Source organism: Variovorax sp. GW823-FHT02B07 (assembly GCF_058797695.1).
In genome coordinates this window covers 2,313,437-2,328,615 of the sequence record NZ_JBXAJX010000001.1, presented here as the reverse complement: position 1 = coordinate 2,328,615, position 15,179 = coordinate 2,313,437, and the positions used below count along the sequence as shown (strand labels likewise).

Below are 15,179 nucleotides of genomic sequence, written 5' to 3'. Positions count from 1 at the left end.
GAGATGCGGGGAGGGCGGTGGTGCAGGCGCTGTGCGGGTCAGGCTGGCGCGCTTCAGTCCGTGAAGCGCGAGCGATGGGCGTTCAGTTCCGCGAAGGAAGCTGAAGCCGGCGCGCGGGCTTCGTCAGGCCGGGCGGGTCGCCTTGACCCCGCCGCGTGCAAGGACGCGGCTTGCGCAGCGGATGCGCATCGAAAGGGGTGCAAGGAAGGAGGTCATGGCCGCGATCGTACCGGTGGCATGCGGTAGAGTAAAGAGTCTTTACGAAATTTTCTGCGCCACCTGCTGCATGCGGCCTCACTGTGGATGCCATGCAACAGCGCCGGGGCCCCGCGATAATTGGCGGTTTGCCCGCCTGCCGCCGCGCGCAACGACCGACGACTGCCTTGCCTTGACGACCCTCACACCTCCCGCCCCCCTGCGCATCGAGTTTCCCGAATCGCTCCCGGTCTCCGGCCGGCGCGAGGAGATCATGGCCGCCATTGCGGCGCACCAGGTCGTGATCGTCTGCGGCGAAACGGGCTCGGGCAAGACCACGCAGCTGCCGAAGATCGCGCTGGCGCTCGGGCGCGGCAAGCTCAACGCGGAGCCCGGCAAGGGCCGCCTCATCGGCCACACGCAGCCGCGCCGCATTGCCGCCAGCTCGGTCGCCAAGCGCATCGCCGAAGAGCTGAAGACGCCGCTGGGCGACGTGGTCGGCTTCAAGGTGCGCTTTCAGGACCGCCTGAGCCGCGATGCCTCGGTCAAGCTGATGACCGACGGCATCCTGCTGGCCGAGACGCAGACCGATCCGCTGCTCAAGGCCTACGACACGCTCATCATCGACGAGGCCCACGAGCGCTCGCTGAACATCGACTTCCTCTTGGGCTACCTGCGCGAGATCCTTCCGCGCCGGCCCGACCTGAAGATCATCGTCACCTCGGCCACCATCGATGCCGACCGCTTCGCGCAGCACTTCGCTTCGGCCAAGGGCCCCGCGCCGACGATCATGGTGTCGGGCCGCACCTTTCCGGTCGAGCAGCGCTACCGCCCGTTCGAGGAGTCGCGCGAGCACGACCTGAACGACGCCATTGCCGATGCGGTGGACGAGCTTTGGCGCGACCCGCACAACGCGGGCGACATCCTGATCTTCCTGCCCGGCGAACGCGAAATCCGCGAGGCGGCCGACCACCTGCGCCGCCACGTCAGCCACCAGCCGCTGTTCCGCAATGCCGAGGTGCTGCCGCTGTTCGCCCGGTTGTCGGGCCCCGAGCAGGACCGCATCTTTGAAAGCCACCACGGCCGGCGCATCGTGCTGGCCACCAACGTGGCCGAGACCTCGCTCACCGTGCCGGGCATCCGCTACGTGATCGACACCGGCACGGCGCGCGTCAAGCGCTACAGCTTCCGCAGCAAGGTCGAGCAGCTGCTGGTCGAGCCGATCAGCCAGGCCGCGGCCAACCAGCGCGCGGGCCGATGCGGGCGCGTGGCGAACGGCATCTGCATCCGCCTGTACGACGAGAAAGACTTTGCGGGCCGCCCGCGCTTCACCGACCCGGAAATCTTGCGTTCGTCGCTCGCGGGCGTGATCCTGCGCATGAAGTCGCTGCGACTGGGCGACGTGGCGCGTTTCCCGTTCCTCGAAGCGCCATCGCCGCGCGCCATTGCCGACGGCTACCAGTTGCTGAACGAGCTGGGCGCGGTCGACGACGCCAACGAGCTCACGGCCACCGGCGCCGAGCTGGCCAAGCTGCCGCTCGATCCGCGCGTGGGCCGCATGATTCTCGAAGCGCGCACGCGCGGTGCGCTCGAAGAAGTGCTCATCATCGCCTCGGCCCTCAGCGTGCAGGACGTGCGCGACCGCCCGATGGACGCGCAGCAGCAGGCCGACCAGGCGCACTCGAAGTTCGACGACGAGAAGAGCGAGTTCAGCGGCTACCTGCGCCTGTGGAAATGGATCGCCGACGCGCGCGGTGGTCACGGTGACACGCACAAGCTCAGCAACCGCCAGTACGAGCAGCTGCTGCGCCAGAACTTCATCAACATCCGCCGCGTGCGCGAATGGCGCGACATCCATTCGCAGCTGCTCACGGTGGTCACCGAGCACAAGTGGCGCATCAACGCCACGCCGGCCGGCTACGAGCCGCTGCACCTGTCGATGCTCGCGGGCCTGCTGGGCAACGTGGGCTGGAAGCTCGAGGACGACGAGGCCTACCTCGGCGCACGCGGCATCAAGTTCTACAAGCACCCCGGCGCGCACCTGAAGAAGAAGCCCGGGCGCTGGATCGTCGCGGCCGAACTGGTCGAGACCACGCGTCTGTTCGGGCGCGGCATCGCCAACATCGAGCCGCAGTGGCTCGAGCAGGTGGCGGGGCACCTGCTGAAGAAGCAGCTGCTCGACCCGCACTGGGAGAAGAAGGGCGCGCAGGTCTCGGCGCTGGAGCGCGCGACGCTGTACGGCCTCGTGGTCTACAGCGGGCGGCGCGTCGATTTCACCAAGGTCGATCCGGTGTCGGCGCGCGAGATCTTCATCCGCGAAGCGCTGGTCGGTGGGCAATGGGAGAGCAAGTTTCCCTTCCTCACCGCCAACCGCAAGCTGGTGCGCGAGGTCGAAGGCCTGGAACACAAGGCGCGCCGGCAGGACGTGCTGGTCGACGACGAACTGATCTTCGCCTTCTACGACGCGCAGCTGCCGGCGGACGTGGCCAGCGGCATCACCTTCGAGAACTGGTACCGCCATGCCTCGAAAGACCAGCCGCGCCTGCTGTACCTCACGCGCGACGAGCTCATGCGCCATCAGGCGGCTGGCATCACGACGCAGTCCTTCCCGCCCACGCTGCGCCTGGGCGGTGTCGATTGCGCCGCGAGCTACCTGCATGAACCGGGCGACGCGAAGGATGGCCTCACGGTCAGCGTGCCGCTGTTCGTGCTCAACCAGGTGAACGAAGAGCGCTGCGAGTGGCTGGTGACCGGCATGCTCAAGGACAAGATCCAGGCGCTGCTCAAGAGCCTGCCGCAGCGCCCGCGCTCGCGGCTGGTGCCGCTGCCCGAGTCGGCCACCAAGCTGGCGGAGGAGCTGTCGGCGCCCGAGCTGTTCGGCACCGGCTCGCTCACCGACGTGCTGCTCAAGCGCGTGCGCGACCTGACCAGCATCGACGTGAAGCGGGCCGACTTCAAGCTCGACATGCTCGCGCCGCACCTGTTCATGAACCTGCGCATCGTCGACGAGCACGGCCGCCAGCTGGGCATGGGCCGCAACCTCGGCGCGCTGAAGGCCGAGCTGGGCGCGCAGGCGCGTGGCGCGTTCCAGGCGCTCGCAGGGCTCAACGTGAAGGCGTCGCCAGCGCCCAAGGCTGCGCCTGCGAACGGGGGCCAGGCCCCGGCGAAGAGCGCCGCGCCCGAGAAGGCCGCACCCACGCTGCCCGCCGGCCAACGCTACACGAGCTGGACCTTCGGCGAGCTGCCCGAGCTGATGGAAGTGCGGCGCGGTTCGCAGTCGCTCATCGGCTTCCCGGCGCTGCGCGACGAGGGCGATGCCGTGACCATCGAGGTGTTCGACGAGCCCGCCGTGGCCGCCGCCAAACACCGCGCCGGCCTGCGCCGCCTGTTTGCGCTGCAGCTGAAGGACGCGCTCAAGTACCTCGAGAAGAACATCCCCGACCTGCAGAAGATGTCGGTCGCCTACATGCCGCTGGGCACGTCGGAAGAACTGCGCACGCAGATCATCGACGTGGCGATCGACCGCGCCTTCCTGCAGGAGCCGCTGCCCACCGACGAGTTCGCCTTCAAGAAGCGGCTCGAAGAGGGGCGCGGGCGGCTCACGCTGATCGCCAACGAGGTGGCGCGGCTCGCGGGCGTCATCCTCGTGGAGTACGCGGCGGCGGCGCGCAAGATCAAGGACACGAAGATCCAGCCCGAGGCGGTGCAGGATGCGGCGCAGCAGCTGCAGAAGCTCGTGGGCAAGCGCTTCATCGCCGACGCGCCGTGGACGCAGCTGCAGCACTTCGCGCGCTACCTCAAGGCCATCGTGCTGCGCCTGGACAAGCTGCGCGCCGACCCCGCGCGCGACACGGCCAAGCTGGCCGAGCTGAAGCCGCAGGAACAGCGCTACTGGCGCCTCGTGGCCGAGCGCAAGGGCGTGGTGGACGAGCGCATGCTCGAATTCCGCTGGCTGCTCGAGGAGCTGCGCGTGAGCTTCTTCGCGCAGGAACTGCGCACGCCGCAACCGGTGAGCGTGAAGCGGCTCGACAAGGCCTGGGCGCAGCTTCAGGCGTAAAAAAAAGCCCGCGGCGACGCGGGCTTTTTTCATGATGGCGCGGGCGCTATATGCGGCCCATGAGCACGAGGATCACCAGGATCAGCACCACGAGCCCGAGGCCGCCGCTGGGCCCGTAGCCCCAGGACCGGCTGTAACCCCAGCTCGGCAGCGCGCCGATCAGCAGCAGGATCAGGACGATCAGCAGAATGAACGAGAGGGACATGTTTTTTCTCCTGGGACGTTGTTGTCACGAGCCTCCATGCTCATCGTCCCGGGGCGCCGCGAGCGCCGGAGAGCCGCCTCTGACGCGGTCAGGACTGTCCTACCGTGGGCGTCGGCGCTTTACCGGTGCGCCTGCCAGCAGGAAGTGCATGGCCACGCCCACCGCCAGGAAGATGGCGCCCAGCCCGCCGACGATGGCGGCGCCGCCCCACAGGTCGAAGAAGCCGTCGAGCCGGGCGTCCTGCGGGTTCGCGGGGTTGAAGAACACGCCCACGACTTCGCCCTTGTCGTACGCAGGCGGGTTGCTGCTGCTCGACGGCGAGAACTCGACGATCGCGCCCGACGGCAGGGTGAAGCGCACCAGCGGGCGCCACGTCGGCGCATTGCTGCGGCTCGAACTTCCCGCGGACTGCAGCGCGATCACCTCGCCCTGCGCCTTGCCGGCCGATGCGATGAACTTCGTGGTGTTCTGGTAGAGCAGCCAGCCGCCGAGGAGCATGAGCGCGCCGACCAGCGTGAAGATGCGCGTGATGAGGCGGGTGGGGTTCATTCGGGCGGCTTTCAGTTGCGCATCCACTCGGCCGACAAGGTGCCCACCGCGGCCAGCACGAGGCTCGACACCAGGAAGGCCGCCGCCCCCAGCGTGGCCAGCAGCGCCCGTCGCCAGGGGCGCGTGCGGAAGAAATAGACCGGGATGCCCAGCAGCGGAAAGATGCCCGCGAGCAGCGCCGAGCGGCCGGGCGCCGGAACGCCGCGGGCGAGGCCGTCGGCCCGGCACCACGTGTAGCACAGCGCCGAGATGAGGAACACATGCGCCACGTCCAGCGCGGTGTAGTCCTTGCCGCGCAGCGGCGGCAGGAACGCGTCGGCGATGCCCGCCACGAGGAACGACAGGGCCAGGGCCAGCAGGATCCAGCGCGGCCGGTTCATCGTCATCGCGGTGCCTGGATAGCGGCCGCCGGCGTCAGAGCTTCGCGAGGCGGTCGAGCGCGGCGAGCAGCGTCTCGTCCTTCTTGGCGAAGCAGAAGCGCACCACGCGCTGGTCGAAGCCGTCGCCGTAGAAGGCCGACAGCGGGATCGCCGCCACGCCGATCTCGCGCGTGAGCCAGAGGCAGAACTCGGCCTCCGACAGGTCGCTCACGGCCGAGATGTCCACGCACTGGAAGTAGCTGCCTTCGCTGCGCAGCAGCTTGAAGCGGGTCTTCTCGGCCAGGCCGGCCGCGAACAGGTCGCGCTTGCGCTGGTAGAAGGCCGGCAGCTCCAGGTAGGGCTCGGGCCGCGCCATGTACTGCGCCAGCGCGTGCTGCATCGGCGTGTTCACCGTGAACACGTTGAACTGGTGCACCTTGCGGAACTCGGCCATCAGCGGCGCGGGCGCGGCCACGAAGCCGACCTTCCAGCCGGTGACGTGGTAGGTCTTGCCGAAGCTGCTGACGATGAAGCTGCGCGCCGCCAGGCCGGGGAAGCGCGCCACGCTTTCATGGCGCGCGTCGTCGAACACCATGTGCTCGTAGACCTCGTCGCTGATCACGAACACGTCGGTGGGCGCGAGCAGGTCTTCGAGCTGGCGCATCTCGGCCTCGGTCCAGACCGTGGCGCTCGGGTTGTGCGGCGTGTTGATGATGATCGCGCGCGTCTTCGGCGTGAGCGCGGCGGCGATCTTGTCGAAGTCGGGGCGGAAGGTGCCCGGCACGAGCGGCACGCGCACGACCTTGCCACCGGCCAGGTCGATGTTGGGCACGTAGCTGTCGTAGCAGGGCTCCAGCACGATCACTTCGTCGCCGGGGCGCACGATAGCCAGAATGGCGGTGATGATCGCCTGCGTGGCGCCGGCCGTGACCGTGATCTCGGTCGCGGCGCTGTAGCTGCGGCCGTAGAGCGCTTCGATCTTGGCGGCGATGGCGTCGCGCAGCGACGGGATGCCCGGCATCGGCGGGTACTGGTTGTGGCCGGCCGCCATGGCGGCGGTCACGTCTTCGAGCAGCTTCGGATCGCAGTGGAAATCGGGGAAGCCCTGGCCGAGGTTCACGGCGTTCTTCTCGGCCGCGAGCGTGGACATCACGGTGAAGATGGTGGTGCCGACAGCCGGCAGCTTGGTGGTGATCTCGGGCGTGCGAGGAGAAGACGAAGGGGTGGCGGTGCTCATGGTCGGTCGTCGCGGGGGAAAAAGCGAAAGGTCAGAGTTCGTAGTCTTGTTGGTGGCCGCTCAGGGCCTTCGCGATCAGGTTGCGGTCGAGGCGGTCGGAGAGCAGCTCGGCGAACTTGAAGACGAAGTTGCGCAGGTAGGCGCTGCGCTTGAAGGCGACGCGCGCGATGTTCTGGCCGAACACATGGCCCATCGGGCGCACCACGAGGTCGGCGTTCGACTCGTCGCGCACCGCCATCTCGGCCACGATGCCCACGCCCAGGCCCAGGCGCACGTAGGTCTTGATCACGTCGGAATCGATGGCTTCGAGCGCGATGCGCGGCGTGAGCTTCTTCTGCGCGAAGGCGTGGTCGATGCGCGTGCGGCCGGTGAACGACGGGTGGTACGTGATGATCGGCTCGCTCGCGAGGTCTTCGAGCGACACGCGCTCCTTGGCCGCCAGCGGGTGGTCCTTGGGCAGCACCAGCACATGCTGCCACTCGTAGCAGGGCAGCGTGACCAGCTCGGCATAGCCGTCGAGCGATTCGGTGGCGATGCCGATCTCGGCGATCTCGTCGATCACCATGCGCGCCACCTGGTCGGGCGAGCCCTGGTGCAGGCTCACGTTGACCTTCGGGTAGGCCTCGCGCAGGTTGGCCACGGGCACCGGCAGCACATAGCGCGCCTGGGTGTGGGTGGTGGCGATGGAGAGGGTGCCGCTGTCCTGCGCACTGAACTGTTCGCCGATGCGCTTGAGGTTGCCCACCTCGCGCATGATGAGTTCGATGCTGGCGATGACGTGCTGGCCGGGTTCGGTGATGCGCTTCAGGCGCTTGCCGTGGCGGGCGAAGATCTCGACGCCGAGCTCTTCCTCGAGTTCGATGATCGCCTTGGAGACGCCGGGCTGCGAGGTGTGGAGCGCCTTGGCCGCCTCGGTGAGGTTCAGGTTGCGCCGCACGGCTTCCTGAACAAACTTGAATTGGTGCAGATTCATATCAAATTCCGTCTTATTGCGGAATTCATTATGCCTTTGAAGTCTATAAAAATGACCGGGACTTCAGGATTTGATGGCAATCCGGGCCAGCAAAGCGACCAGTTCGGGCGATTCGCCCACGATCGGGGCCAGCGAGAAGGCCACGTCGGGCCAGCGCTGGCGCAGGGCGTCCAACTGCAGCGGCAGGTCTTCGCGGGCGTGCTTGCCCATGCCCAGGAACAGCGGCACCACATGCACCGCGGTGGCGCCGTCGGCGATCAGGGCTGCGGCGGCCGTGGGCAGGTCGGGGGCGGCCAGTTCCATGTAGGCGCAGCTGACGCGCACCGTGGGGTCGTCTTCGCGCATGCGGGCGGCGACCGCCTCGATGGGCTCGCGCCAGCGCGCGTCGCGCGAGCCGTGCGCGAGCAGCACCGTGCCCGGCGCCTGCGTGGTCATCGCCTCAGGACCAGCCAGCTGAAGGCTGTGAGAGACAGCACCGAATAGATCAACCCCGGCGCCGCCGCCGTGAGCCAGGGCGACCAGTTGCTCAGGTTGCCCAGGTAGCCGAACACGTTGTTCAGCAGGAAGAAGCTGATGCCGATCATCACGCCGCCGAACACGTAGGTCGTGATGCCGGCCTGGCGGAAGTGCAGGTAGGCGAAGGGCAGGGCGAGCACCACCATCACCAGGCACGACAGCGGGTAGAACACCTTGCGCCAGAACTCGATCTCGTAGCGCTGCGCGGTCTGGCCGTTGGCGTTCAGGTGCCGGATGTAGTCGAACAGGTCGATGGTGCTCATGCGATCGGGCCGCAGCAGGGCGACCGAGACCATTTCGGCGGTGAGCGAGGTGGGCCAGTCCATCTTCTCGACGTGGGTGGTCGTGATGCGGGCCTTGTCGGCGGTGCGGGTTTCGTAGTCCTGCTGCTCGACCTCGGAGAGCACCCACTTCTCGTCGAGGATGCGGGCCGACTTGGCCATGAGCTGCTTGCTCACGTAGCCGTTGCCGTCGAACTCGAAGATGCGCGTGTTCTGCAGCGAGCCGTCGCGCGAAATCGACAGCACGTTGACCGCGTACGACGTGTCGCCGCGCTTTTCCTTCAGCCAGGCGCCGGTGTTGCCCACCAGCGAGTAGGTGCCCTGGTAGCGCGACTTGAGCAGCTGGCCGGTGCGTCCCGACAGCGGCGCGATGTAGTCGCCGATGGCAAAGGTGAGCACCACGAAGCCCAGCCCCAGCAGCAGCAGCGTGCGCAGCGCGCGCCACGGGCCCAGGCCGCTGGTACGCAGGATGGTGTACTCGGAGCTTTGCGCTAGGCGCGCCATCACGAAGATGCAGCCGATCAGCACCGTGATCGGCAGCAGCTCGTACAGGTGGCTGGGCACCAGCAGCAGCACGTAGATCAGCGCCTGCACCGGGCCGTAGGCCAGGCTTTCGGGCTTGCCCACGGACTGCAACTCGTCGACGAAGTCGAAGAAGAAGAACAGGCTCAGAAAGCCGAGCGTCACGAAGGCCACGGCCTTCAGTGCCTCGACGTAGATCAGTCGGCGGATGGTTTTCACGAGGTCGGGTCGATCCGGGAAGGCGGTACGGCCGGCAGGGCGCCGGCCGTGGCGGCGCTGGCGCGGGCCTGGCGGCGCGCCGACCAGTTGTTGTTGCGCAGCGTGAGCCAGGCCGTGGCGAAGAGGAAGACGCCGCCGTGCAGCAGCAGCATGAAGGACCCCATGCCGTAGCGGCCCGAGCTGATCCAGCTCTGGCCGAGGTTCAGCAGGTTGTAGTAGACGACGAAGGCGAACAGCGCGAACACCAGGTTGCCGCTGCGTCCCACGCGCGGGTTGACGCTGGACACCGTCAACGCCAGCAGCACGAAGTTAATGGCGGCCAGCAGCATGCCGAAGCGCCAGCCCAGCTCGCCCAGGCTGGCATCGCTGCGGTCGCGCAGCAGCGAGAGCGTGGAACGGGCGCGCGTGGGCGTGCTGTCGCCGGTGGCGTTCGAGCTGCCGCCGGCGCGCGTGCCGTAGGTCTTGAACTCGCTGATCTTCAGGCCCGATTCTGTGAACAGCGGGCGCTCCAGGCGCTGGCCGTTGCTCAGCAGCAGGAAGCGGTGGTTGTCGATGTCCTCGATGCGGCCGCTGCGCGCCGAGGTGGTGATCTGCAGGCCGCGCTCGACGGCCCAGATGAACACGTTGGTGGCGGTGGCGCCGTCGGGCGTGTCCTTGTCGATGAAGAACACGCGCAGCCGGCCCGAGGACTCGCGGAACTCACCGGGCGTGACGCGCTCGATGTCGCTGCGCTGCTCGTACTGCTGGCGCATGCCGATGGTCTGCGAGTTGGCCCAGGGCCAGCCCACCAGCGCCATGGCCGCGATGAGCAGCAGCACCGGCCAGGCGAATCGGAACAGCGGCTGGACGAAATCGGCCAGGCCGCGCCCGCTGGAGAACCAGATCACCATTTCGCTGTCGCGGTACATGCGCGAGAGCGTGCCGACGATGGCGATGAACAGGCTCAGGCTCAGGATGGTCGGCATGTAGCCGAGCACCGTGTACGCCATCACGAGGAAAACCTCCTGCGGGTTCACGCTGCCCTTGGACGCCAGCCCGAGCGTACGGATGAGCATCATGGTCATCACGATGGTGACCAGGACGACGAGGGTCGCTCCGAAGCTGCGCGACAGCTCCTTGCGTAGGGAAGAATGGAATAACATCGTTCGAGGAAAAAAAGGATTATGGACTTTCAACTCAAGACCCTCACCGTCGCCCAGGCCGCCGCCGAGAAATCCGACCTCCTCATCGTGCTCGTCGGCAGCGCTCTCCCCACCGCCAAAGACCCCGTTTCCGTGCTCGCCGCCAGCGCCCGCAAGGCCGGCGACCTGCCCGACAAGGCCGGCAAGCTGCTCGCGCTGTACCGCCCCGAGACCGTGGTGCCCTCGCGCGTGCTGCTGGCCGCCATCGGCGACGGCAAGGCCGCTTCGGTGCGCAGCGCCGTGAGTGCGGCGGTTGCCGCCGCCAAGGCCAATGGCCCCAAGCGCGTCGTGATCGTCTTCGCGCAGCCGGCCGACGCCGCCGCGGTGGCTGCCGCCGTCACGGCCGCGGCCGATGCCAGCTATGTCTACACCACGACCAAGTCGAAGGCCGAGCCGCGCAGCATCCGCCACCTGACGCTGGCCGTGCCCGAGGCCGTCGCCGGTGCCGTCACGAAGGCCTTCGACGACGCCCGCGCCACGGTCGCCGGCATCGAACTGGCCAAGGAGTGGGGCAACCGTCCCGCCAACCATGCCACGCCCACGCTGCTGGCCGAAGCCGCCAAGGGGCTGGCGAAGCTGCCGCGCATCAAGTGCGAAGTGCTGGGCCCGAAGGAAGTCGACAAGCTCGGCATGGGCGCGTTCGCCGCCGTGGCCCAGGGCTCGGCCGAACCGCTGCGCTTCATCGTGCTGCGCTACCAGGGCGGCGCGAAAGACGAAGCACCCGTGGTGCTCGTCGGCAAGGGCATCACCTTCGACACCGGCGGCGTCTCGCTCAAGCCCGCGGCCGAGATGGACGAGATGAAGTTCGACATGTGCGGCGCGGCCAGCGTGCTCGGCACCTTCCGCGCGCTGGGCGCGATCCAGCCGGCGATCAACGTGGTCGGCCTGATTCCTTCGTGCGAGAACATGAACGACGGCAAGGCCGTCAAGCCCGGCGACGTGGTCACCAGCATGAGCGGGCAGACCATCGAGATCCTGAACACCGACGCCGAAGGCCGTCTCATCCTGTGCGACGCGCTCACATACGCCAAGCGCTTCGACCCCGCCGCCGTGATCGACATCGCGACGCTCACAGGCGCCTGCGTGGTGGCTTTGGGCGGCGTGCGCAGCGGCCTGTTCGCGAGCGACGAGTCGCTGGCCTCCGCGCTCGAATCGGCCGGCGAGGCCTCGCAAGACCGCTGCTGGCGCCTGCCGCTGGACGACGACTACGCCGAAGGCCTCAAGAGCAACTTCGCCGACGTGGCCAACATCGCCGGGCGTGCCGGCGGCGCGATCACCGCGGCCAAGTTCCTGCAGCGCTTCACGGCCGACTACGCCTGGGCACACCTGGACATCGCAGGCACGGCCTGGAAGAGCGGGGCGGCCAAGGGCTCGACCGGCCGGCCCGTCGGCCTGCTGGTGTCGTACCTGACGAACCGCGCGGGCAGCAGCAACGCCGCGGCCGTCGCGCCGAAGGCCGGCAAGGCTGCCAAGCCTGTTAAGAAGGCCGCGTCGCCCAAGGCCCCGGCCAAGCCGGCCCGAAAGGCCCGGTCCGCGCAGTGACCGACATCGGCTTTCACTACAACGCGCCCGACAAGCTCACCTACGCTTGCCGGCTGGTTCGCAAGGCCGTGAACACACGCGGCCTGCGCGTGGTGGTGGTGGGCGATGCGCGCGCGCTCGACACGGTCGATGCCGCGCTCTGGCAGCTCTCGCCGGTCGACTTCGTCGCGCACTGCCGCGCCGATGCGCCGGCCCATGTGGTGGCGCGCTCACCCGTCATCCTGTGCGCCGAAGGCGGGGACGCGGCCTCGCTGCCGCACCGCGAGATGCTGGTCAACCTCGGCCTCGAAGTGCCGGCCGGCTTCGAGCGCTTCGAACGCATGATCGACATCGTGAGCGACGAGGCCAACGATCGGCAGGTCGGCCGCACCCGCTGGCGCCACTATGCCGACCGGGGCTACACGATCCAGCCGCACGATTTCGCAAGGAGCGCTTCCTGATGGCCAGCACGCTGCGCACGCCGCCCCGGTTCGTCCCCACGCTGACGACCGTGCTCGAGATTCCGGCCGAGCCCGTGCCGGTCGCCGAGGCGGTGCGCCCTACGGGTGCACCGGTGTCGCAGCCCCCGCCGCCGGACCCTGCGAGCGCCGTGGCGTTGCCGCCGTCGGTGTCGCTCACGCCGGCCGAAATCGTCAGCCTCGAAGAGCAATTGCTGCACCGCGTGCTGCAGCGGGTCGACCTGTCGCTGGAGGAGCGATTGAGCGACGCCGTGTCAGCTGCCGTTCAGCATCAGCTCGACGAAATGGTGCCGCGTCTGCGCGGCGAAATCGAGGCCGTGCTGCGCGCGCTCGTCATCGAATCCATGGCCGCTGAACTCTGTGAAAACACAGGGGAAAACACAGGGTCTACGCCAACTTCCGGCGCATAAATCCTCGGCTAAACTGCGCCGCAGGTCGGAATGGCGTGAGGGTGCCGCTGGTCTGCGGCGCGAAACTTGCGAGGTCTGAACGCCCGGATCGAACGACCGGTTTTTATATCTTTTCATCCAAGTTCTGGAGGTTCTCATGCAATTGAAATGGACTGCGGTCGCACTGGCTGCACTCACGCTCGTGGCTTGCGGCAAGAAGGAAGAAGCTGCTGCTCCGGCGGCACCGGCACCCACGGCTGCGGCTCCGGCCCCTGCTGCGCCTCCTGCTGATGCCCTGGTCGTCAAGATCGGCCACGTCGGCCCGACCAGCGGTCCCATTGCCCACCTCGGCAAGGACAACGAGCTCGGTGCCAAGATGGCCATCGAAGACCTGAATGCAAAGGGCTTCAAGATCGGCGACAAGGTTGCCAAGTTCGTGCTGGTTCCCGAAGACGACGCTGGCGATCCGAAGCAAGGCACCGCCGTCGCCCAGAAGCTGGTCGATGAAAAGGTCAACGGCATCGTCGGTCACCTGAACTCGGGCACCACGATCCCCGCTTCCAAGCTGTACAGCGACGCCGGCATTCCGCAGGTCTCGCCGTCGGCCACCAACCCCAAGTACACCCGCCAGGGCTTCAAGACCACGTTCCGCGTGGTGGCTGACGACACGCAGCTGGGCGGCACGCTCGGCAAGTACGCCGTCGAAACGCTCAAGGGCAAGAACATTGCCGTGATCGACGACCGCACGGCCTACGGCCAGGGCGTTGCCGAAGAGTTCGAGAAGGCTGCCAAGGCCGCCGGCGCGACCATCGTGGGCCACGAGTTCACGACCGACAAGTCGACCGACTTCAACGCCATCCTGACCAAGCTGAAGGCTGCCAAGCCCGACGTGCTGTTCTTCGGCGGCATGGACGCCGTGGGCGGCCCGATGCTCAAGCAGGTCAAGCAGCTCGGCCTGAACGTCAAGTTCATGGGCGGCGACGGCCTGTGCACCGGCGAACTGCCGAAGCTGGCAGGCGACGCCATCGGTGAAGACATGGTGGTCTGCGCCGAAGCCGGCGGTGTCGACGGCGACTTCAAGCAGCCGCTGGAAGACTTCAAGGCCAAGTTCAAGACCAAGAACGGCGTCGAAGTGCAGATCTACGCACCGTACGTGTACGACGCGGTCAACGTGCTGGCCGAAGCCATGGCCAAGGCCGGCTCGTCCGACCCGGAAAAGTACCTGGCTGAAGTCGGCAAGGTGCAATACAAGGGCGTGACCGGCCCGATCGCCTTCGACGAAAAGGGCGACATCAAGAACGGCGCCCTGACGCTCTTCACCTACAAGGGTGGTGTGCGCACGCAGATCGCCGTGGTGCGCTGATCGCATTGCAGCCAACGACCCTTCACCGGGTCGTTCCATGACAAAAGGGCCCTCGGGCCCTTTTTTCATTCAGGGGTGCGCGCAGCCGTTGCGCGGGTCTGCCTTCAGAGCGCGGCCAGGCCCGAGGGACGGTCCGCGTTGCAGTACTCGATGAAGGCGTCCAGGTCGCGCGACTTGTCGAACACCGCGTCGGCGCCCAGTGCCTGGCAGCGCGTGCGGATGTCGGGGGTGACGTAGTTGCTCAGCACCACGACGCGCTGGTGCGGGCCGCGTTCGCGGCAGCCCGACAGCACACCGAGGCCGGAGCCTTCCTTGAGGAACAGGTCGACGATGAGCAGCTGCCAGGCATCGGGGTGGGCAGCGAGCCAGGCGAGGGCGCCCGATTCGGTTTCGGCATAGCCGACGACATGGCCGTTGACGAGGTCCTCGAGGGCCGGGACCAGGTTGTCCCTGATGGTCTTGTTGTCCTCGACGAGGAACGTGATGAGGGCCATGCCGCGGTTTTGATGTGTGAACCAATAGCGTAGCGTGGCGCAAGCGGTCTCCGCGTAGGAGAAGGGAGAACGACGCACGCAAACCGTGCGGAAACAACGGCGATCAGCGCTTGTCCGACGTCGCCTGGGTGCGGATGCGCGCCTTGAGCTGCTCGGCCAGCGCCTGGCTCTCGTCGCGCTCGGCGGTCACTTCGAGGCGCTTCTCGATTTCCTCGCTCAGCGCCGCATTCACTTCGGCCAGTTTCTCGGCCGACTGGGCGAGTTTTTCCTCGAGCTGGCTGGTGTGCTCGATGGCCTGCGCCACCTCGCCGACCTGGACCTCGTCCGGCAGTTCCTGTTCCAGCACGGTGCTCACGACGGCGAGGTTGTCCGAGGCGCGCTGCACATCGGCGGCCACCTGTTCGCTCTTTTTCAGGGTCTTGTCCAGCGAGGTGGTGCCGCGCGTCAAGGTGGGGGAAGGTCCGGCCATCGAGGCTCCTTTGCGGCAGGCGAAGTGGGGTGGAATGTCGATCGATTCGATTCCGCGCATCGTACCGCCAGACGCGGCCTTGCTCAGGATAGGCAACAGTTGCTGCGTGGCAACAGGGTCCAGCCGAAGTCCTACGGAATCGGCCGCGAGTTTCGGACTGGGCCGATGGG

The 15,179-nt window shown here is 67.5% G+C and carries 15 protein-coding genes; 5 read left to right on the top strand and 10 right to left on the bottom strand.

The features are described from left to right. The first annotated feature begins 286 nt into the window (after positions 1 to 286). Positions 287 to 4,252, top strand: coding sequence for an ATP-dependent RNA helicase HrpA (gene hrpA / locus AC1RGU_RS10910; protein ID WP_492696408.1), 3,966 nt, complete (start codon positions 287 to 289; stop codon positions 4,250 to 4,252). A 46-nt stretch (positions 4,253 to 4,298) separates the two neighbouring features. Here the strand turns inward: hrpA and AC1RGU_RS10905 are convergent, their stop codons facing one another. The 8 genes from AC1RGU_RS10905 to lptF form a co-directional block, all read right to left on the bottom strand. Then, positions 4,299 to 4,457, bottom strand: coding sequence for a DUF3309 family protein (locus AC1RGU_RS10905; protein WP_070060790.1), 159 nt, complete (start codon positions 4,455 to 4,457; stop codon positions 4,299 to 4,301). A gap of 99 nt (positions 4,458 to 4,556) precedes the next feature. Further along, complete coding sequence (locus AC1RGU_RS10900) at positions 4,557 to 5,006, bottom strand: DUF3592 domain-containing protein (RefSeq protein WP_390343766.1); 450 nt, start codon at positions 5,004 to 5,006, stop codon at positions 4,557 to 4,559. Positions 5,007 to 5,017: 11 nt separating this feature from the next. After that, positions 5,018 to 5,392: a rard protein gene (locus AC1RGU_RS10895; RefSeq protein ID WP_492696407.1), complete on the bottom strand. Its 375-nt coding sequence runs from the start codon at positions 5,390 to 5,392 to the stop codon at positions 5,018 to 5,020. A gap of 28 nt (positions 5,393 to 5,420) precedes the next feature. Beyond that, positions 5,421 to 6,602 (bottom strand): pyridoxal phosphate-dependent aminotransferase, encoded by a 1,182-nt coding sequence (locus AC1RGU_RS10890; RefSeq protein WP_369628971.1) that lies wholly within the window; start codon positions 6,600 to 6,602, stop codon positions 5,421 to 5,423. Between the two features lie 31 nt (positions 6,603 to 6,633). After that, entirely contained in the window at positions 6,634 to 7,575 is a 942-nt protein-coding gene (locus AC1RGU_RS10885) for a CysB family HTH-type transcriptional regulator (RefSeq protein ID WP_062470216.1), read from the bottom strand. A gap of 63 nt (positions 7,576 to 7,638) precedes the next feature. Beyond that, entirely contained in the window at positions 7,639 to 8,010 is a 372-nt protein-coding gene (locus tag AC1RGU_RS10880) for a sirohydrochlorin chelatase (protein WP_492696406.1), read from the bottom strand. After that, positions 8,007 to 9,113 (bottom strand): LPS export ABC transporter permease LptG, encoded by a 1,107-nt coding sequence (lptG, locus tag AC1RGU_RS10875; protein WP_062470221.1) that lies wholly within the window; start codon positions 9,111 to 9,113, stop codon positions 8,007 to 8,009. The genes AC1RGU_RS10880 and lptG overlap by 4 nt, the downstream gene beginning before the upstream one ends. After that, positions 9,110 to 10,255, bottom strand: coding sequence for an LPS export ABC transporter permease LptF (lptF, locus tag AC1RGU_RS10870; RefSeq protein WP_062470224.1), 1,146 nt, complete (start codon positions 10,253 to 10,255; stop codon positions 9,110 to 9,112). The genes lptG and lptF overlap by 4 nt, the downstream gene beginning before the upstream one ends. 21 nt (positions 10,256 to 10,276) lie before the next feature. On the opposite strand from lptF, the gene AC1RGU_RS10865 reads away from it, so the two are divergent. The 4 genes from AC1RGU_RS10865 to AC1RGU_RS10850 all read left to right on the top strand — a co-directional run bounded on the left by AC1RGU_RS10865 (position 10,277) and on the right by AC1RGU_RS10850 (position 14,046). Next, positions 10,277 to 11,836 carry a leucyl aminopeptidase gene (locus tag AC1RGU_RS10865; RefSeq protein ID WP_492696405.1) on the top strand — a complete coding sequence of 520 codons (1,560 nt, stop codon included), beginning with the start codon at positions 10,277 to 10,279 and terminating at the stop codon, positions 11,834 to 11,836. Then, positions 11,833 to 12,276 (top strand): DNA polymerase III subunit chi, encoded by a 444-nt coding sequence (locus AC1RGU_RS10860; RefSeq protein ID WP_062470228.1) that lies wholly within the window; start codon positions 11,833 to 11,835, stop codon positions 12,274 to 12,276. Before AC1RGU_RS10865 ends, AC1RGU_RS10860 begins: the two co-directional genes overlap by 4 nt. Beyond that, positions 12,276 to 12,704, top strand: coding sequence for a hypothetical protein (locus AC1RGU_RS10855; protein WP_062470231.1), 429 nt, complete (start codon positions 12,276 to 12,278; stop codon positions 12,702 to 12,704). Before AC1RGU_RS10860 ends, AC1RGU_RS10855 begins: the two co-directional genes overlap by 1 nt. A gap of 136 nt (positions 12,705 to 12,840) precedes the next feature. Continuing rightward, positions 12,841 to 14,046 (top strand): branched-chain amino acid ABC transporter substrate-binding protein, encoded by a 1,206-nt coding sequence (locus tag AC1RGU_RS10850; protein ID WP_062470234.1) that lies wholly within the window; start codon positions 12,841 to 12,843, stop codon positions 14,044 to 14,046. A gap of 104 nt (positions 14,047 to 14,150) precedes the next feature. On the opposite strand, the gene AC1RGU_RS10845 is transcribed toward AC1RGU_RS10850, so the two are convergent. After that, positions 14,151 to 14,540 carry a response regulator gene (locus AC1RGU_RS10845; RefSeq protein ID WP_062470237.1) on the bottom strand — a complete coding sequence of 130 codons (390 nt, stop codon included), beginning with the start codon at positions 14,538 to 14,540 and terminating at the stop codon, positions 14,151 to 14,153. A gap of 103 nt (positions 14,541 to 14,643) precedes the next feature. Beyond that, positions 14,644 to 15,009, bottom strand: a complete 366-nt coding sequence (locus AC1RGU_RS10840) for a hypothetical protein (RefSeq protein ID WP_070060782.1) — start codon at positions 15,007 to 15,009, stop codon at positions 14,644 to 14,646. Positions 15,010 to 15,179: the final 170 nt, after the last annotated feature.